Origin of the sequence: Parabacteroides sp. TM07-1AC, from assembly GCF_003480915.1 — a bacterium.
In the GTDB taxonomy this organism is placed as follows: domain Bacteria; phylum Bacteroidota; class Bacteroidia; order Bacteroidales; family Tannerellaceae; genus Parabacteroides; species Parabacteroides chongii.
Genome location: NZ_QUKD01000006.1, coordinates 65,396 through 86,475 on the forward strand (window position 1 = coordinate 65,396; position 21,080 = coordinate 86,475).

Annotated in this window: 11 protein-coding genes; 10 read left to right on the forward strand and 1 reads right to left on the reverse strand. The window is 43.0% G+C overall.

What is annotated here, in order from left to right:
* Positions 1-43 precede the first annotated feature (43 nt).
* The 5 genes from DXD68_RS13620 to DXD68_RS13640 are packed head-to-tail and all read left to right on the forward strand — an operon-like array spanning position 44 to position 10,746.
* Complete coding sequence (locus DXD68_RS13620) at positions 44-1,624, forward strand: glycoside hydrolase 43 family protein (RefSeq protein ID WP_122362118.1); 1,581 nt, start codon at positions 44-46, stop codon at positions 1,622-1,624.
* A gap of 16 nt (positions 1,625-1,640) precedes the next feature.
* Positions 1,641-4,028, forward strand: coding sequence for a glycosyl hydrolase family 95 catalytic domain-containing protein (locus DXD68_RS13625; protein WP_122362119.1), 2,388 nt, complete (start codon positions 1,641-1,643; stop codon positions 4,026-4,028).
* 21 nt (positions 4,029-4,049) lie between these two features.
* Positions 4,050-6,434: a glycosyl hydrolase family 95 catalytic domain-containing protein gene (locus tag DXD68_RS13630; protein ID WP_122362248.1), complete on the forward strand. Its 2,385-nt coding sequence runs from the start codon at positions 4,050-4,052 to the stop codon at positions 6,432-6,434.
* Positions 6,431-8,254, forward strand: coding sequence for a right-handed parallel beta-helix repeat-containing protein (locus DXD68_RS13635; protein WP_122362120.1), 1,824 nt, complete (start codon positions 6,431-6,433; stop codon positions 8,252-8,254). Before DXD68_RS13630 ends, DXD68_RS13635 begins: the two co-directional genes overlap by 4 nt.
* Before the next feature lie 23 nt (positions 8,255-8,277).
* Positions 8,278-10,746, forward strand: a complete 2,469-nt coding sequence (locus tag DXD68_RS13640) for a beta-galactosidase (protein ID WP_410510724.1) — start codon at positions 8,278-8,280, stop codon at positions 10,744-10,746.
* A gap of 252 nt (positions 10,747-10,998) precedes the next feature.
* On the opposite strand, the gene DXD68_RS13645 is transcribed toward DXD68_RS13640, so the two are convergent.
* Entirely contained in the window at positions 10,999-11,457 is a 459-nt protein-coding gene (locus DXD68_RS13645; protein ID WP_122362121.1) for a helix-turn-helix domain-containing protein, read from the reverse strand.
* Between the two features lie 479 nt (positions 11,458-11,936).
* On the opposite strand from DXD68_RS13645, the gene DXD68_RS13650 reads away from it, so the two are divergent.
* The 5 genes from DXD68_RS13650 (at position 11,937) to DXD68_RS13670 (ending at position 21,029) form a co-directional block, all read left to right on the forward strand.
* Positions 11,937-12,479: an RNA polymerase sigma factor gene (locus DXD68_RS13650; protein ID WP_233577150.1), complete on the forward strand. Its 543-nt coding sequence runs from the start codon at positions 11,937-11,939 to the stop codon at positions 12,477-12,479.
* A 64-nt stretch (positions 12,480-12,543) separates the two neighbouring features.
* Positions 12,544-13,524, forward strand: coding sequence for a FecR family protein (locus DXD68_RS13655; RefSeq protein ID WP_122362123.1), 981 nt, complete (start codon positions 12,544-12,546; stop codon positions 13,522-13,524).
* Positions 13,525-13,719: 195 nt separating this feature from the next.
* Positions 13,720-17,091, forward strand: a complete 3,372-nt coding sequence (locus DXD68_RS13660) for a TonB-dependent receptor (RefSeq protein WP_122362250.1) — start codon at positions 13,720-13,722, stop codon at positions 17,089-17,091.
* Between the two features lie 18 nt (positions 17,092-17,109).
* Positions 17,110-18,822 (forward strand): RagB/SusD family nutrient uptake outer membrane protein, encoded by a 1,713-nt coding sequence (locus tag DXD68_RS13665; RefSeq protein ID WP_122362124.1) that lies wholly within the window; start codon positions 17,110-17,112, stop codon positions 18,820-18,822.
* 56 nt (positions 18,823-18,878) lie between these two features.
* The gene (locus DXD68_RS13670) at positions 18,879-21,029 is read left to right on the forward strand and encodes a TIM-barrel domain-containing protein (protein ID WP_122362125.1); all 2,151 of its coding nucleotides are present in this window, start codon (positions 18,879-18,881) and stop codon (positions 21,027-21,029) included.
* The last annotated feature ends 51 nt before the right edge of the window (positions 21,030-21,080 follow it).

Here is a 21,080-nt window from a genome sequence, read left to right on the forward strand (position 1 = left end):
TTTTTAATAAAGACCAGTGTTGTACTTGCTAAAAATAATTAGAATGAAATTACACAACCTTTTCAATATAGCATTATTGTGTTTAGCCTCTTTCCTGGTTGAGGCACAACAAGTATGGACTCCTGATAACGGAGACGGAACATTTACGAATCCTCTTATGTGGGGAGACTGGCCTGACCCCGATATTATTCGCGTCGACGATGATTTCTATTTTATATCGACCAGTATGCATTATGTACCGGGAAGCCCGATCGCAACCTCTAAAGATTTGGTTAATTGGAAAATGGTGGGATATGCCGTTGACCGATATGATGAAGATGAACGTTATGATATGCAGAACGGACAGTTATATCTGAATGGATCCTGGGCAAATACGATCCGCTATAATAACGGTAAATTTTATGTAGGTTTCTGTACCCCTTATGGGTTGGGCACGGAAACCGGACATTTTTCCATTTGTGAGGCAGATAAACCGGAGGGTCCCTGGAAACGTACTATATTCCCGGAATATCTTTACGATCCGGGGCTGTTTTTCGATGATAACGGCAAGGTATATGTGGTTCACGGGCAGGGAAAGTTACTCATTACGGAATTGAATTCCGACGTGAGGTCTGTTAAAGGAAAACCTGTTGAAATCTGGAATAAACGATTTGAGAACAGCCAGACATTCGGTAAACGTTTTGGAATGGAAGGTGCCCATATGTATAAGATTAACGGAAAATATTATATCACTTGTCCGGCTGGTGGCACGGAAGGCTGGCAGGTTTGTCTTCGTTCCGATAGTATTTATGGTCCGTACGAACATAAAATAATCGTGGACGACAACAGTTCTTATCCTCCTAACGGTTTACATCAGGGAGGGATGGTTCAGTTGAAGAATGGTGATTGGTGGTTTATTATCATGCAGGACCGGGGTCCTATCGGTCGTGTTCCCTGTTTAATGCCTGTTAAATGGGTCGATGGCTGGCCGATGCTGGGTACTGAAGGAAAAGATGTTATTACTTATCCAAAACCGAATGTCGGTAAGACATATCCGGTTATGGTACCGGCGACATCGGATGAGTTTAAAGGGAAGAAGCTGGGACTACAATGGCAGTGGAACCATAATCCGGATGATACGAAATGGACATTGACTGAACGTCCGGGATATATGCGTCTGAAGGCATCGCAGGCAAAAAGTCTGAAAGAGGCTCGTAATACTTTAACTCAACGTGTACAGGGACCGTCATCAGAAGGTTCTGTATTGGTGGATATTACCGGTCTGAAAGATGGAAATGTGGCAGGATTCGGAGTATTCCAGTTTCCGTATGCTTATGTAGCTGTACAACAGGAGGGAGCTGACCGGAAGATTGTTATGTGTAATGACGGGGAGATCGTAGAGACGGTAGATGCTTTAAAAGGTAATAAGATCTGGATTCGTGCCCGGGTTATGGACAAAGACTTTACAGCTCGTTTCTATTACAGTCTCGATGGAAAGACTTATTCTCCGATAGGAAATGAACTGAAAATGGGGTTAGGTCTGGATTGGACTGCAAACCGTTTTGCCTTGTTTAATTATTCAACGAAAGCAAATGGAGTTGGCGGTTATGCTGATTTCGACTGGTTCCATTTTACAGGAAAATAATAAAAGATATTTATCGATGAAATACATTATTTGCTTTTTAATATTCTGTTTGTCCGGTTGTGGCTTACAGACAAATAATTATAATTCTGATTTGCAATCTTCCGGGCGATGGGTAGTCTGGTCGGAGAAGCCGTCTGCAATATGGGAAGATGCTTTTGTGACTGGAAATGGTAGCCATGGAACAATGGTTTTAGGGCAGCCTGGCGATGAACGGATCATCTGTGTACATGAAGAACTGTTTATCCGTGGATGGGATCATAATAAAGAGACGGTACCTGTCACTGCTGACCTTCTTCCGGAAGCTCGCAGATTTATAGATGAAGAAAAGAGTGATCGAGCTGCAGAATTGATAGCGGGTGAGGCAGACCGTCAGCTGATAGAAATGGGAGCCAGACAACGATGGCCTTTGATCCCTCATCCGGCTTTTGATTTGCGAATACAATATGTGGATACGTTGGCTTTGGCAAATGAAAAGTATCGGCGCCAGTTGGACTTGGAAACAGGAGTGGCCACTGTTTATAGAAATGGGGAAGAAGATGTGTGTGAATCGATTTTCTCATCCAGAACGCACAATGTAAACGTTATTCGATTGAAAGCTGGTAAACAGGGAAAAATCAATACACTATTGAGCTTGGAAGAAACTCCAGGACGACATGGTATACATTTTGAACATAATTTGGATAGTGCTTTTCTTTCTGTTAAATCAGGTGCTGTCCCTGGTTGGCTGACCTATCATGCGGCCTATGCGAACGATCCCGGAGGATATGATGGATTGGCACGGGTTACCTTGAAAGGTGGTAAAATGGAACAGGAAGGCTCATCTCTGAAAATCGAAGATGCGGATGAAATCCTCATTTTAGTTCGTATTACTCCGTTAGCGGATGGAAAAATATCGAAAGAAACAAATGTGCGACAAGAGTTATCCGAATTATCGGATAGTTACGAAGAGTTATTGTCTTCACATAGTAAAGAACATGGAGAAATGTTCCGCCGTATGCAATTGGATCTTGGAAGCGCTTCAGAATGGAAAGAGATACCTACAGAGCAAATGCTTGCAACAATTGAAGAGAAAGGTGTAACTCCGTTGTTTTTAGAACAGATACATGCAATGGGCCGTTATTTATTGATCTCTTCGTGTGGTAAATATCCACCTCCTTTGCAAGGAATTTGGGGAGGAGGATGGAAACCGGATTGGATCGGCGGGTTTGTCTGGGACTCCAATATCAACCTGGCAATCTCAGCTGCTTCGATGAGCAACCTGCCGGAATGTGCGGAATCTTATTGCAGCTATGTTGAACGGCTGTTACCCGGATGGCGTTTGAACGCCAAGAACTATCTGGGATGCCGGGGCTTTATCGTTGCTCATTATAACGACCCGGAAAATGGCTATCTGACTCATTTTGGTGCTTCTTTCCCTTGGATGTGTTGGCCGGGAGGGGCTGGTTGGAATTTGCGTCCGTTTTATGAATATGCCATGTTGATGGGAGATAATGAAGCATTGGAAAAAAGAGTGCTGCCCTTATATCGTGAGATGGCGGATTTCTATGAAGACTTTTTGGTATTGGGGAGTGATAGTTTGTTTCATATTACTCCGAGTGTCTCACCAGAAAATACACCGGTAGGGAGTAATACCTGGTTGAGTAAAGACGCTACGATGGATGTAGCTATAGCCCGTGAGGTATTTAGTATCTTGCTGGATATGGGAAAACAATTTGATTTACCGCAGGAAGAAAGATTAAAATGGAAATTTTATTTGGATAGACTGCCTGAATATCGGATTAATGAAGATGGTGCTTTAGCTGAATGGGTAGATGCCACCTATCCGGATATATATGATCACAGATGTCAGTCTCATTTGTATCCTGTTTTCCCTAGTTCTCAATTAGGGAAGAGTAAGGGGAGTGAGCGATTGATACAAGCAGCAAAAGTAGCTTTGGATAAACGTTTTGAATTTGATACGAGCTCGGCTCATGGTTTGCTTCATGTAGCTCTTCAGGCTGCTCGTTTGGGAGATATGGACAAAGTCGTAAAGAATTTGGATCGTTTCAGCCGTCGTCATTATGTATATAATGGGCTGGTAACATCCCATGATCCCAACCATCAGATTTATAATTTGGATGCAATATTGAGTCTGCCTCGTTTATTTATGGAGATGCTGGTATATACCGAACCGGGGAAAATGGAACTGTTGCCAGCGTGGCCGAGAGAATATGCCGACGGGCAACTAAAAGGTGTCAGGGTCTTTGGTGGGCATACGCTTGACATATCTTGGAAAGAAGGGGAACTGGTTGATGCAGTTTTGTATGCAGCACAGGATGGTTTGTATGAAATATCTTACCGGGGTAAGATGAAACAGATAAAACTTCAAACAGGTAAGAGTTATCATTTTTCAGATGTTTTTTAAATGTTTATGAAGTTATTTGATATGAAATACATCCTTTGTTTTCTGATAATCGGTTTATCTGGTTGTAGTTTACAAAGTAAGATATCCGGCCCGGAAGTGCAATCTTCCGGGCGGTGGGTGGTCTGGTCGGAGAAGCCGTCTGCAATATGGGAAGATGCATTTGTGACTGGAAATGGCAGTCATGGAACAATGGTTTTAGGGCAGCCTGGCGATGAACGGATCATCTGTGTACATGAAGAACTGTTTATCCGTGGATGGGATCATAATAAAGAGACGGTACCTGTCACCGCTGATCTGTTGCCGGAAGTACGCCGTCTGATCGATGAAGATAAAAATAATCAGGCATCTAGTCTGATTGCTGATGAGGCTGATCGTCAGCTGGTCGGGATGGGAGCCAAACAACGATGGCCTTTGATCCCTCATCCGGCTTTCGATTTGCGGATACAATATCCGGATCGGCCTGCTTCTGTTAATGGGAAATATCGCCGCCAGCTCGATCTGGAAACAGGAGTTGCTTCTGTTTTTTATGATGAAGAGAACGGGATGACGGAATCGGTTTTCTCTTCCAGGAAACATGATATCAATGTCATTCGGCTGAAGGCTGGTAAACAGGGAAAAATCAATACAATCCTGAGTTTTGAAGAAACTCCCGGGCGACAGGGTATGCACTTTGAACATAACCTGGACAGTGCTTTTCTTTCGGTTGAGCCAGGGGCTATCCCTGGTTGGCTGACTTATCATGCAGCCTATGCGAATGATCCCGGGGGATACGATGGCTTGGCGCGGGTTACTCAGAAAGGCGGAAATATGCAACAGGAAGGTTCATGTCTGAAGATTGAAGGTGCAGACGAAATACTTGTTTTGGTGCGTATTACTCCGTTGGCGGATGGCAAAACATCAGAAGAAATGAATGTACGACAGGAGTTGTCAGGCTTATCGGACAGTTATGAAGAGTTACTGTCTTTACACAGCAAGGAACATAAAGAGATGTTCTGCCGGATGCAGTTGGATCTGGGATGTGCTTCAGAGTGGAAAGAAATCCCTACGGAACAAATGTTAGAAACAGTAAACAAACAGGGAGTGACTCCTTTGTTTATGGAACAAATGCATGCAATGGGTCGTTATTTGTTGATCTCTTCGTGTGGAAAATATCCGCCTCCCTTGCAAGGTATCTGGGGAGGAGGATGGAAACCGAACTGGATCGGCGGGTTTGTCTGGGACTCCAATATCAACCTGGCAATCTCAGCTGCTTCGATGAGCAACCTGCCGGAATGTGCGGAATCTTATTGCAGCTATGTTGAACGGCTGTTACCCGGATGGCGTTTGAACGCCAGGAACTATTTGGGATGCCGGGGCTTCATCGTAGCTCATTATAATGATCCGGAGAACGGCTATCTGACTCATTTCGGACCTTCTTTCCCCTGGATGTGCTGGCCGGGAGGAGCGGGCTGGAATCTACGTCCGTTCTACGAATATGCCATGCTGACAGGGAATAATGAAGCATTGGAAAAAAGAGTGCTGCCTTTGTATCGTGAGATAGCGGATTTCTATGAAGATTTTTTGGTACTGGGCAGTGATAGCCTGTTTCACTTCACTCCGAGCGTATCACCGGAAAATGCACCGAACGGGAATGATACCTGGTTGAGTAAAGATGCTACGATGGATGTGGCGATAGCCCGTGAAGTTTTCGAAATCTTGTTGGATATGGGAAAACAGTTCGGTTTGCCGCAGGAAGAGATGGATAAATGGAATTTTTATCTGGAGAGACTACCTGAATATCGGATCAATGAAGACGGTGCTTTGGCAGAATGGATAGATCCCGGTTATCCTGATGTATACAACCATCGGCATTTATCTCATTTATACCCTGTATTCCCAGGGTCCCAGCTTAGCAAAAATAAAGGGGACAAGCTATTGAGACAAGCAGCTAAGGTCGCTTTGGATAAACGTTTTGAGTTCGATACCAGTTCGGCACACGGTTTGCTTCATTTGGCCCTTCAGGCCGTACGTATCGGAGATATGGACAAAGTCGTGAAAAATCTGGATCGTTTCAGCCGCCGTTATTATGTATACGACGGGCTGGTAACTTCTCATGACCCGAATCATCAGATCTATAATTTGGATGCTATATTAAGCTTGCCTCGTTTGTTTATGGAGATGCTGGTATATACAGAACCGGGGAAAATAGAATTGTTACCGGCATGGCCGAAAGAGTATGCCGACGGACAACTGAAAGGTGTCCGGGTCTTCGGCGGGCATACGCTCGACATATCCTGGAAAGACGGGGAACTGGTCGATGCTGTTTTGCATGCGGCACAAGACGGACCATACGAGGTTCTTTACCGGGATAAAATCAAACAGCTGGAACTCCATAAAGGAGAAACATATCAAATAACTATGCCATGAAAAGAGTATTTTATATCATTTATATATTTTGTTTGTGTATTAGCTGGTCTTCTTTGTCAGCCAGAGAATATCATGTATCCGTACAAGGAAATGACAATAATAGCGGAACTCTGAAAGCTCCCTTTAAAACGATTAATAAAGCAGCTCGGGTTGCTTATCCTGGTGACATAATTACTGTGCACGAAGGAACGTACCGGGAAAGAATTGATCCGCTACGTGGGGGAGAGAAAAATAAGCCGATTATTTATCAGGCAGCGAAAGGAGAGAAGGTTGAAATAAAAGGATCGGAAGTAATCAAAGGTTGGGAAAAACAAGACGACCGAACCTGGTTTGTTAAGATTCCCAATATATTTTGGGGTGATTTCAATCCTTATGCCGATATGATATATGGAGATTGGCTGGAAAAAGGCAGATGGTGCCATACCGGTGAAGTTTACCTGAATAACAAAGCCTTGTCGGAAACTCCGGAACTGGACCGGTTACTTTCCGGGAAAAGCGATACGGCTTTTTGGTATTGCCGGGTAAACGAGGATACAACGACCATTTGGGCGAACTTTGATTGTGACCCCAATAGGGAGACTGTCGAGATAAATGTCCGGCAATCCGTATTTTACCCCAGTAAGCCGTTTGTGAATTATATCCATGTCCGTGGTTTTGTCATGAGTCATGCCGCAACCCCGTGGGCGCCGCCGACAGCGGAACAGATCGGCCTGATCGGTACCCATTGGAGTAAAGGATGGGTTATTGAAAATAATAAGGTCAGCCATTCGAAATGTGTGGGGATTACCTTGGGTAAATATGGTGACGAATGGGATAATAAGTCCGAATCGGCGGAAGCTTTTGTGAGGACGACGGAACGTGCTCTGGAAAACAACTGGGACAAGGAGCATATAGGAAGCCATATCGTTCGGAATAATCAGATATCCTATTGCGGACAGGCCGGTATTGTTGGAAGCCTGGGAGCGATATTCAGCCTGATCGAAGGGAACAGTATCTTTGAGATCGGGATGCACCAGTCGTTTTGGGGATATGAACTGGCTGGTATCAAATTTCATGCCGCTGTCGATGCTGTCATTAGTAACAACCATATTTACAGGACCGAAGGTGGTATCTGGCTCGACTGGATGACACAAGGAGCCCGTATTACCCGGAATTTCCTGCACGATAATAAAGTTCAGGATTTCTCCCTGGAAGTCAATCACGGACCTGTGCTGGTCGATAATAATCTGTTTTTATCGAAAGAACTGGCGCAGATCAAACTTTCACAAGGAGTTGCTTTTGTTAATAATTTGATTGCTTGGAAAGTTTGGGAAACGTTATTGACGGATGAAAGGGAAACCCCTTATCTGGTCCCTCATGGAACGTCGATCGCTGGACTTCATAATTGTCCGTGCGGTGACGCAACATATTATAATAACATATTTACCCGGGTGGATATGACTCCTTATGATGAATGTTTGTTACCTGTGAGCCTGGATGGAAATATATATCTGTCGGGTGCTATTCCCGCAGAGAAGGAAAAGGGAGCTTATGTAAATACCGGTTTTGATCCTGAAATTCAGGTTATGGAGAAGCCGGATGGGTGGTACCTGCAGATGAAAGTATCAAAGGAATGGAAAGGTAATTCAAAAAAGAAACCTGTTAGTACCAGAGATATCCGGGAGGCAGTCATACCTCACCAGTCATTCGATCGGGAGGGTAATCATCCGATTGTTTTTGATTCCGATTATTTTGGTAATAAAAGGAAGCAACACGCTTATCCTGGTCCGATAGAATTTACCGAAGAAGAAGGTGTATGTCTGATAAAAGTATTTCCTTAAAAAATATGATAAATACAATTTTGATGAAAACTGCTTGTATTGCTTTTACTCTGTCTCTGAGTAATCCGCTTGTGCAAGCAAAGAATGAAAATCCTGTAAAACAGGAAGTAAACATCGGTAAACAATTTACCCATCCCGACCGGATTCGTTATGACGGTTCCTGTATGACTATAGACGGGAAAGATATCTTTGTTTACAGTGCAGCCTTTCATTATTTCCGTTGTCCGGAAGAATTATGGCGCGACCGGTTCAAGCAAATCAAGGAGGCAGGATTTAATGTGGTGGAGACTTACGTTCCCTGGAACTGGCATGAAAGAAGTATGCCGAAGAGTCTGAAAGATACGACAAACTTTGACTTTTCCGACCTGAAACGCTGGTTGAAGATGGCGCAGGAAGAGTTTGGGCTTTATACCATTGTCCGTCCGGGTCCGTTTATCTGTGCCGAATATTCCGGTGGAGGTTATCCCCGCTGGCTGGCCAGATTCCGTCCGGAAGGAGTGGAAGGTTTTTGGTTGCGCAGTGCCGATCCGGAGCATATCCGTTGGTCGGTGCATTGGTTTGATGCTGTATGTAAGGCATTGGCAGATGAGCAGGTCACCCGTAAACCGAAAGGAGAAAAAGGGATTATCATGATCCAGATAGAAAATGAATACGATGCCCATGGTTGCGACGGAAAAGATAAATTCCTGAAAGAGTTGTATCGTTCCGTACGCAGGAACGGTTTCGATGTCCCGGTGTTTACCTGCCTGACTCGTGAATGCCGTGAAAGTGAAGATGCCGAACTGTCGCAGGTATTTGACTGCGATAACTATTACGTGGGTCTGTCTGCCGCTCCCAGTTGTGCACACCGGATGGCTGCCCTACGTAGGGTACAGCCGGATGCTCCCGGGTTTGTTACTGAGTTACAGGGAGGATGGTTTTCACTGGTTACCGGAAAGTTGAGCGAAGATCATTATTCCGACAACCGTCATTTCAAAGCTATCGGTTTGATGTCCATATTAGGCGGAGCTACCGGCATCAATTATTATATGTTTTTCGGCGGAACCCATTTTGCAGGGTGGGGAGCCAGGGGGATGACTACCACCTACGATTATAATGCCGCTATACATGAAAACGGGGCGTTAGGTCCTAAATATTATGAAGCCAAAGGAATCGGTAGTTTCATAAAAGCTTTCGAACCGCAACTGGTCCGCTCGGAAGGTGGTCCCTGTGAGTTGGAAGGTGCCCCGAAGGAATTGTTCGGTGGTGTACGTATCGCTGTAGACGGAACCCGCTTCATCTTCCTCCATAACACTGATCCGGATCATCCGGTGAAAGGAAAGGTGACACTGATTCCCGGTAAAATGAGTAAACCGGGCGAACCTATGTATAATATCAACCAGAACGGTGAGAAAGTCCTGATCTCTTCGGCGGATATAAAAAATACCGATTCCCTGACAGTTGAACCGATAGAGGTTCGTTATGATTTGCCTGCACTAGGTTGTAAGGTATTGGTTGTTCCGGCAGGAAAGAAACCTTCACAGGGAGAGTGGTGGCCTAAAGAACAAATGCGTCCGTTACGTCCTTCCCGTTTGCCTGACCCTGTCCGTATCACTTCCGTATTGAAGAAAGAGGATGATTTCTCACAGGCTAAATGGCAGCTGTTACCGCAGCTGGTATCACTTTCCGACCTGGATGTGAATGATTTCCGTTATAGTCTGTATCGTACGCATGTAAATCTGACATCTCAGCAGGCGGCGGATGAGCGTTTCCTGTTGTTCAATATGTTTACCCGCGATATCGTGTCGGTACAGGTCAATGGCAAGCAGGCAAAACGGTTGTTCCCCGACAAGGCAGATGCACAGACCTGGACTACCCGTAACTGTTTCGATCGTATCCGATCGGATGAATACGACAACCGTTTTGACGTATCCGGTTTGTTGAAAGAAGGCGAAAATGAGATCATTGCCGTATATGAGAACCTTGGACATGCTCATGGGTATGTACCGATGGAAGAGTTAGCTGGTATTCGCCAGGGTGGTTTGTCTGTCACGGAAACGGCCATGACGCATCCGCTTGAATGGGAGTGTGCAAAAGATGCAGCCGGAATAACTGTCGGTTGGAACCTGCCGCAGTTCACTCCGCAAGGTTGGCAATCAGTCGCTTTGGATACAACCGGCGATATCCCCCGTAAAGGAAACGATATACAGCCTACAAGTGATCCCGACGGTCTTTTCTCCTGGTATCGGGTCGAGTTTGAATTACCGTCGGCTGATCCTTCCGTTTGGATTCCTTGGTTGCTACGGATCAATGCTTCCGGTAACGGCTATATGTGGCTGAACGGACATAATATCGGTCGTCATTGGGAGGCTGGTCCGCAACGTGAGTTTTACTTGCCGGAATGTTGGTTGAACTTCGGGAAAAAGAAAAATGTCCTTGTTTTGGGATTACGTCAGACAGCTAACGGTGCAACTATAAAGGCGATGGAGGTGGCTCCTTATCCTTCCATATGAGCGGGATATGCTGTTGTTTCTTTGCAAAAAGACCTGATTAACTGTTTTTGCAACATCTATTTGTTATCGAGGTAGGTTTACTGGATGAAATGATTGATCGTGAATAGTGAGCATTCAGGAGGTGTATACTACGCTGAATGCTCACTGTTATCGGCGAATTGATTTATAATTGTCGACAAGCAATTACTACGACGGGACCTTATCTTTTCTTTGGGATGAACTTCAGGTTATATCGGGTTGTAACTATGAATATTACTCTTTCTCCTTCAATAATTGTTCCAACAAAGCGGACTTCTCTTTTTCAACGGCCAGCATGCGTTCAAAAAGGTCGGTGGCTTGTTTGTTCAATTCCATGATTTTATCTAGGGGATGATGGATTGTATTGTGATGATTTTCTTCTCCAACATTCGAGTTATCAACTCCTGTATTATAACTTCCACTTTCAAAATTGTTATTTTCAATAATAACTGACAGCGGGTTTTCATCCAGTTCTTCAATGATCTTGGGAGAAACATTTAGGATGTTCGCGATTTGGATCAACGTATCTTTTTCGATTACCCGTTGGCTTTCGATACGTGAAACCTTTTGTTGCGTAGTACCGAGCCTTTCCGCCAATGAGCTCTGTTTGATACCCATTATATTACGTAATTTGCGGACGTTCGAACCCTGGTGAACGTTTTTGGGGGCTTTCTCTTCTATTTCTTTTTCCATATCGAACTTATTTTATTTGAGACAAATATAAGGACAAAACGATAAAGTCTTTGCTTGTCATATGGGAAATAACAATCTACCTTGCTTTTTTCTTTTCCTGCATACGATGTAAAAAACCTAGCCGTTTTGTGTATTTTACCTAAGCATGAATATTGGGGCATGAAGATATACTGCTTTTCTTTGTAAAGGTATCGTGAAAATGAATTGATAAAAAAGGAATAATGGATATCGACGTGCATTGCGAATTTTTACGATATGTGACAGCTTCCGGTAAGAAGATGATTGGTGAATCAGAGGATAATCCATCAAATAAGTAGTTTTATACTATTTTTTATAACAAAAATAAGTTTACATTTGCATTGGATTATAGCGTGCAATTATATAGAAAATGATTTTAATTAGCTCATACAGCCATGTCATTAAGAAATAGTTATGATAATTACAGAATAATACTTGTTGAATATTTAACTTAATATATATTGAATGCCTCTATTACAGATGAAAAACTAATTGCTGCAATCGGAAATGATGATTACACCAGTTACAATAAGCTGTTTGTACGATATTACAGCCGCTTGTGTTGTTATGTCTATCGTCTGTTAGGAGAGAAGGAGGATGCTGAGGATGTTGTGCAGGACTTATTCTTTACGCTTTGGAACAATCGGAAGAAAATAGCGATTGGCGAAAATGTTTCCGGATACCTTTATAAGATGGCTAGAAATTTGGCATTGAATCATATCCGTACGCAAACGAATTACAAAACAGTTTTAGAGAACCGGGAAGAGCAACTTTCTTATTACGAAGAAAATCCGCTTGAGACTGAAGAATTCCGCATGGCCCTTTACGATTGTATCAACCTGTTGCCTGGCAGGTGTAAAGAGGTGTTACTCCTTCACCGCGTAAAAGGACTGAAGCAGAAAGAGATTGCAGACCAGTTATCCATTTCAGTCAAAACAATTAAAAATCAGATATGGGCATCCCTTCAGAGGTTGAAAAAGTGCCTGGAGGTAAAAGGTATATAATTTTTTTTAGGTCCGTATAGGACCTTTTTTGTTTTAGGGTGTCTTAATTATAAAAGGAAGATTCATGGAAGAAAAAGAACATATAAGTGATCATATAATAGATTACCTGCTCAGTGGTGAAAAAGATATCACCGATTCGGTACTACAGGAATGGCTGGATCGAAAAGAGGAGAATCGGCAGGAAATGGAGCGGTACCGCAGGATCTGGGAGGAATCCGGACATTATATGGATCCTGGTATTTTCAATGTGGATCGTGCCTGGGAGAAAGTGGATACGTCGAACAGACAGAAGACTCTTCTTCGGAAACGTATGAATAATATTTATTATACTTTATCGGGTATTGCTGCCTCTGTCTTATTGATGGTCGTTCTTTCTGTTACCGGAGTATTTGATAAGGAGCAGGATATCTCTGTCAGCTTGACTGCCGATTACGGGAACCGTTCGGAAATAGCGTTGCCTGACGGGTCGGTCGTAAAGTTGAATTCAGGGTCGGATATTACTTATGTATATAATTCGAAGAAGAAAATTCGGGAAGTCCGTTTTCAGGGGGAAGGATATTTTGATGTATCAAAAAGTAAAACCCCTTTTATTGTGAAAATGGCTGATGGAGTAGAGGTGAAAGTATTAGGCACATCTTTTAACCTGAAAGCTTATGCCGATGACCCAACTGTACAAGCATCATTGGTGGAGGGAGATATTGAACTGGGACATAATAACGACAAACTGAAGATGAAAGCGGGTGATATGGCTGAGTTCGATAAACGAACTAATACATTGAAACAACTTAGCGGTGATTTGTCTCATTCTTATGGATGGCTGAATAATAAGCTTTACATGGATGATATGTCATTGGAGGATGTCTGTAAATATTTGGAAAGATGGTATAATGTCGATATCCATATTCAGGGGGATTTAGGTAAAAACATACATTACAATGGTGTAATACAGGAAGAAACAATTGCGGATGTGTTGGAGGCCTTATCCTATTTAAGTAATATAGCCTATCACGTGAAAGGGAAAAATATAAGTATAACCTCTAAATAAATTTGCCTATGAAGTAACAACCATGAAACACGAAAAACGGGAAATGTTGCAACCACTTCCCGTCTTATTTTTTGATCATTAATTTACAGTGTGTTCAGCACTATTGTTAACAAACAATCAAATTACAAATATATGAATTTTTTTAATATGTCAAGGCTGGAATCGTATCCGGTCCTTAAAAAGGTATACGCTATTATGAGATTGACAACATTAGCTTTAATTGCTTTCTCGCTCAATATTTCGGCTACCGTTTATTCCCAAAAGACGAAGCTGTCGTTGGATGTCAATAATCAGTCCATCAAGGAGATCCTTTATTTGATAGAGAACCAGTCTGAGTTCCGGTTTATTTATGAGAGTGGAAAAATTAATTTGGATAAGAAAGTGTCCGTCCGTGAGAAAGATCAGAGTGTCGAAACTATTTTGAACCGTCTGTTTGCAAAGGAAGGGATCAAGTATGAGATCACAGAGAATAATCTTATTCTAATCAATCCGGCGGAAAAGAGTGACAGTTCGGGAAAGCCGGTTGTGGCACAGGGAAAGAAAGGAAATGTGACGGGTATAGTTACTGATGCTGGCGGTGAGCCGATTATCGGTGCTAACGTTGTGGAGAAAGGAACTACGAACGGAACCATTACAGATATCGATGGTAAATATACTTTGAATAATGTTTCCGGAAAAACACTCCTAATCTCTTATATCGGTTATATCAGCCAGGAAGTACCTGTACGTGACGGTTCTCCCGTTAATGTAAAGTTGCTGGAAGATACTCAGAAGCTCGAAGAAGTGGTAGTTGTAGGGTACGGTATCCAGAAAAAAGTAAACCTGACCGGATCGGTTTCTTCTGTCAGTGCAGAAGATATTCAGGATTCTCCGGCGGGTAGTTTGTCCAGTGCGCTTGTCGGTAAAATGGCAGGGGTATTGCTGACGCAATCCGGAGGTAAACCCGGTGCTGGTGCCGATATGACGGTGCGCTCCAAAGGTACCTGGAATGATTCAGCTCCTTTGTATGTGATTGACGGGATTGTCAGAGATAAATTTGCATTTGACGGTTTGGATGCAAGTGAAGTGGAAAACCTGTCTGTACTGAAAGACGGAGCATCTGCTGCCATCTATGGAGCACGTGCGGCCAACGGCGTTGTGTTGGTTACTACCAAGAAAGGAAAAGTAGGAAAGCCGACGATCGCTTATACCGGCTCTATCGGTATATCTGATGCAACTATGATTCCTGAGACACAGAATGCTTACAACCAGGCAGTCTTTATCAATGACAATAGAATTGTGGAAAATGTCGATCCGACAGATTTGAGTTATTATACGGACGATGAGTTAGAGTATTTCAAAAAGAACAATTATAATTGGCTGGATGAGGCATGGAAACAACCGCTGCTTACGAGACATTCTTTGAATGTCAGCGGAGGTAACGAACGTGTCCGCTATTTTATTGGAGGTAACTACTATTATGAAACAGGTTCTTTCGATAATCTGAGCTTCAAGAAATATAATCTGAGAAGTAACCTGGAGGCAAACATTACGAAAGACCTGATCGTCTCCCTGAATCTGAATATGGATACGAGAAACGACGATAAACCGTATTGGAGATATGACAACGATTCTGATAAGATGGATAACCTGTACAGAGGGTTACTTTTCCGGACAGGGCAGGTACCTCCGTATATTAACGGGAAGCCGACGGGAAGTTTTGTAGAATGGCACCCGATAGAATTGTTGGGAGGGAATACCGGTTATAACAGAAAGAAGTATTCCAATTATGAAGCGAATATTTCTTTACAATATAATGTTCCGTTTATCAAGGGATTGAGTCTTAAATTATTATTTAATAAATACGACAGGCACACATTTATTAAACAGTTCAATCGTCCTTATTCGTTGTATGAATATAAAATGACAGGCGGCCACAATCATATTATAACAGATGTGGTAGACCGTGTCAAAGTAAGATCTGACGGTGATTTTCTGGAGGAAAAATATGATACCAGAGACAGTTATCAGTTGAACGGATATATTACATATGCCAATAAGTTCGGAAAACATGATGTGGGTGCCCTGTTTGTTTACGAGCAATCGGAAGGAACGGTCGATTGGTTCAACGGAGTGAGAAATTACTTCATATCTTCCGCAGTCGACCAATTATTTGCCGGTAGTTCCGATTCGAAGAACTCTACCGTGGATGGAAAAGGGGAAGAGACAGGACGTATCTCTTATATAGGTCGTTTGAATTATGGTTACGATGACAGGTACCTGGTAGAAGCCTCTTTCCGTTATGACGGATCTGTCAATTTTGCTCCCAAGAACCGTTGGGGATTCTTCCCGTCTGCTTCATTGGCGTGGAGAGTGTCGGAAGAAAAGTTCTTCAAAGAAAATGTTAAGTTTATCAACTATTTGAAATTAAGAACTTCCATTGGATTGCTGGGGAATGACGGTATCGTGTTGAAGGATAAAAATGCGATCAGTGGATGGCAATGGATGCAGCGATATAATCTGGTAAATGGTGCTTATTTTGGCTCGTTGAGCAGCGGTGTTGCAGCAGATGTTATTCCCAATGTCGATATAACCTGGGAAAAGTCTTTGACATATAACTTCGGTCTTGATGCTACTTTCCTGAATAACAGGCTGTCGATGAATGTGGATGCTTTCTATCGGCATACATATGATATTCTAGGAGACCGAGCAGCCAGTATTCCTGCCACTTTCGGCGCGAAGATGCCTTCTGAAAACTATGGTGTGATCGATGCCAAAGGGTTTGAAGTGGAGTTAGGCTATAATGATAAGATCGGTGACGATTTCAAGTATTATGTAAAAGGAAATTTGGGATATGCAGTGAATAAAGTGGTCACGAAAGATGAAGCAGAGAATCTTCGCCCCTATAAGTCCGAGATCGGTTATAGCACGGATCGTAAAATGGGATATATCGCAACAGGTATTATCCGTACGCAAGCAGATCTGGATGCACTGCCGGAAGGTTATACTATCTTTGGGCAGAAGCCTGAACTGGGAATGCTGAACTATAAAGATTTGCGTGGTGCGAACAGTGATGAACCGGATGGTGTGATTGATGATAATGATAAAGACTGGATTATAAATCATACGACACCTCCTTTGAATTACGGTATTTCTTTAGGCGGTTCATGGAAAGGCATTTCTTTGGATATTTTCTTGCAGGGAGTAGCTGGGCATGATGTGATGATCGCTATGAGAGGTGCTCAGGCACGTCCGCAAGAAACAAACTTCGATTTTTGGACTGATCACTGGACACCGGAGAATGTGAATGCAGCTTTTCCACGTGCATCCCGTAATGCTGCTGATGAGGAATCGACATTTTGGATGCGTAACGGTTCTTTCTTACGTCTGAAAAATGTGAATCTTTCGTATGCATTGCCTAAATCTGTATTGACAAAGTTGGGGGTTGCCCAGTTGAAATTCTTCTTGACAGGAAATAACTTATGTTTGCTTCAGAATAAGGTAAAATATTATGATCCGGAAAGTTCGACAATATTCGATTATCCTATGATGAAGAGTTATTCTTTTGGTGTGAACCTTAGTTTCTAATAATAAAATTAAAGTATTATGACTATCAAATATTTATTATACGGCTCACTGTTGGCTATGAGTGTGAGTTGTTCGGATATCCTGAATAAGAAGGATTTATCAGCTGTAACAGATGACCAGGTTTGGGGAGATGCCAAGTATGCGACAGCTTACCTAAACAGACTGTATGAAAAGAACCTGCCCAAATGGGAGGGAGAACAAGACAGGGATGGAGATGGTGCGAATTCTATTTTTTATTCCTCTTACTCGGATGAAGCCGATGGCGGTGGTGGTGTGATGTATGGTCAGTTGACGACGGCTTCCTGCGATTATTGGTATTATGAAGATATTCGTAATATAAACATGTTATTTGAAAAGTTGGAGAATAATGAGGCGATAGACACAGAAACTTGTACAAGTTTAAAGGCTCAGGCTTCTATCCTTCGTGCTTGGAGATATTTTTGCATGGTACGCGTCTATGGTGGTGTTCCGATGATATTATTGCCTCAGAAACTTACGGATGATTTGTTGGTGTCACGTAATAAAACGTCTGAGTGTATTGATATTATTATTAAAGATCTTGATTATGCCTATGAAAATCTTCCTTGGAGCTGGACTGGTGATGATCTGGGACGGGCAACTAAAGCTGCTGCATTGGCTTTGAAAGGGCGTGTTCTACTGTATTATGCTAGTCCTCAGTTTAATCCGGATAACCGGATGGACCGCTGGGAAGCTGCATATAAAGTGAATAAACAGGCAAAAGAAGAGTTGGAAGCAAACGGCTATGGATTGTATGCCAGTTATGAAAAGATATGGTATGATGAGATGAACCGGGAAGTTATTTGGGGGCGCAGATACCAGGAACCGGGAGCTACAAACAAATGGAATGCAGCGACTCGTCCTTTGTCCGAGGCACAGAATTATACAGGGGCTAATCATCCGACATTGGAAATGGTTGAGTCATACCCGATGGTAACAGGTGTTCCTATTACTGAATCTAAGGAGTACGATCCTGTTTTGTATTGGAAAAACAGAGATCCTCGATTTAATGTGACTATCGCTTATAACAGCTGTACATGGGAGTTGAGCGGTAAAGCCGGAAGAAAGCAGTGGACGTATGTGGGGGCTGAGTTGAATGCTCCTACGGCAACAGGTTTTTATTGTAGAAAGGCTGTTGATCCGAGTTATACATCTTATTATACGGAAAGAAGTAGTACCGACTGGATTGAGATTCGGCATGCAGAAGTTTTGCTGAATTATGCGGAATGTGCAGCTATGATGGGTAAAACAGAGGAGGCTTATGATCTATTGAAAGCGATCAGGGCAAGAGCTGGTATACTCGCGGGGGATAATGGCATGTATGGGCTCAAGACTGGCCTGTCATCAGGGCAAATGATCGATGCGATCATGCTGGAGAGAAAGCTGGAATTGTCTTTCGAGGGTAAACGTTATTGGGATTTGCGCCGCCGATGTTTGTTTGAGGCAGAATTGAACGGGAAAGTCCGTCATGGGGTTCTGCCCAAGCTGAATATACCGGAGGAAGAATTCAATAAGATAAAGGATACGGCTGATTTTGATAACAATTATGCTACGTACTTCAGAGACTCGCTAGTTATTCTGGATAAGAACTTTGCTATTGATTTTAAAGATAACTACTATTTCTATGCGATACCTAACAAGTATTTGGAAACGAACTCCAAGATGGAGCAGACACAAGGCTGGAGCGGTGGTACATTCAACCCGTTAGATTGATTTTATAATTATAGAAGGCAGGGACCTGTGTTTCTGCCTTCTTTTAAATAGGATATATGAGAAAATATTTTGTAGTAATCTGTACTCTTTGTATTTTGAGTGCATGTAATAATTCTCCTCAACGAAAAGGGGGAGTCGAGTGGAAAGAAGAGACTGCAGGGGTATGGAACGTATCTGTAGGTACTCCTGAGAAGGTGAACTTGCTGAGTGAATTGAATATAACTCCCAAACTTGATGCTATCGGAAAAATGGGGGAAGCTTCCTTACCTATATCTCGGGAAGATATCACTTTTGAAGTAGTAGACGGAAAAACCTATATCCGTTTCCCGCTTGAAAAAGAGGAAAAGATATTCGGTCTGGGACTGAATTTCAAGACGGTTGAACAAAGAGGACGTATTATGCGGCTGCATGTCGATCATTATACTGGAAAAGATGATGGGCGTACGCATACACCGGTTCCTTTCTTTGTTTCGTCGAGAGGGTATGGTGCATTTATAAATTCAGCCCGTTATATTGATACCTGGGTGGGTACGAGTGTGCGGAAAGACAGTAAAAATCCACCGGTCATTAGGGATAGGAATACGGATAAGCATTGGGAAGCCCAACCTTATTCGGATAATCTGGAGTTCCTGGTTCCTGCAGAAGGGGTTGAGGTTGTCCTGTTTGCCGGGCCGACTATGCTGGATGTCGTACGTCGTTTTAATTTGTATAATGGCGGCGGGGCATTACCTCCGAGGTGGGGGCTTGGTTTCTGGCATCGTGTGCCTTCCTTGTTCTCCGATAAAGAAGTCAATGAAGAAGTATCTCAGTTTGAAAAGCGGGGTTTTCCGTTAAGTGTGGTGGGACTTGAACCCGGCTGGATGAGCCGTTCTTATCCGTGTACCTACGAATGGGACAACACCCGTTTCCCGGATCCGGATAATTTTGTGAAAGGCTTGAATGACCAGCATATAAAAACGAATGTATGGATTAATCCTTATATCTCACCGGATGGCGAGCTGTATAGTAAAATCGAACCCTATACCGGGTCGCATACGGTATGGTGTGGGATTGTTCCCGATTATTCGATGCCAGCGGCGCAGAAGATTATGGTGAAGCATTTTGAAAAGCATCAGCTGGATAAAGGTGTCAGTGGATATAAGATGGATGAAAATGATGGCTATGATTCATGGCTTTGGCCGGATGTCGCATCTTTCCCTTCCGGAATATCGGCGGAGCAGATGCGTCAGATATATGGTTCGATGATGCAGAGTGTTACGATGGACATGTTCCGTAAACGCAATACACGAACGTATGGATTGGTTCGTGCCGGGAATGCAGGGACCAGCTCGTATCCTTATGTTATTTATAACGACTATTATGCCCATCGTGATTTTATAACAGCATTGATAAACAGTTCCTTTATCGGTGTTCTTTGGACGCCGGAGGTAAGATCTTCCGCGACGGGGGAAGAGTGGTTAAGACGGATGCAGACAGTTTGTTTTTCTCCTGTGGCTCAATTGGATGCCTGGGCAGATGGAACGAAGCCCTGGAGTTTTCCGGAAGTGGAAAAAGAGGTGCGTGCGATCGCACAATTACGTATGCAACTAATCCCTTACCTCTATACTGCTTTTGCTGATTATGCCTTTGAAGGGACTCCTCCTATTCGTGCTATGAATCTGGAAGAAGGTTATCAGGCGGATTCGCAAACAGAAAAAGGGGTGTTGGATGCAACTGCTAATCCGTATGCGATGGCTGTAAGGAAAGAGGTGAAGGACCAGTTTATGGTAGGTCCGAGCCTGCTTATCGCTCCTTTATTTGCAGGAGAAAAAGAACGCCAGGTAATCCTGCCACAAGGTAAATGGTATGATTTTTATACAGGAGAATTTGCTGGAGAAGGTGAGGTGATAACTGTTTCTCCCGGTTTGTCAAAAATTCCGGTGTATGTGAAAGAAGGAGGGATTATCCCTTTGTGGCCTGCTGTGACAAAGGTGAAGGATGAAAAGCTACCGCTGGAAGTACGTCATTATGGTAAAACTTCTTCTTCTTATAATTTGTATGATGATGACGGCAAAAGTTTTGACTATGAAAAAGGTGATTTTTCCCGTATTGTTCTGAAAGTAGATGTAGATGCGGATGGAAATAAAACGGGAAAAGCCGTCATTCCAGAAGGGGCTAAAGTCTGGTCATTCAGTGATTATAATTTCCGTTTTATGACATCTCAATAAATATTGATAGAAATAATAGTTCTTCGGTGATCAAGATGTAAATCTAAAATA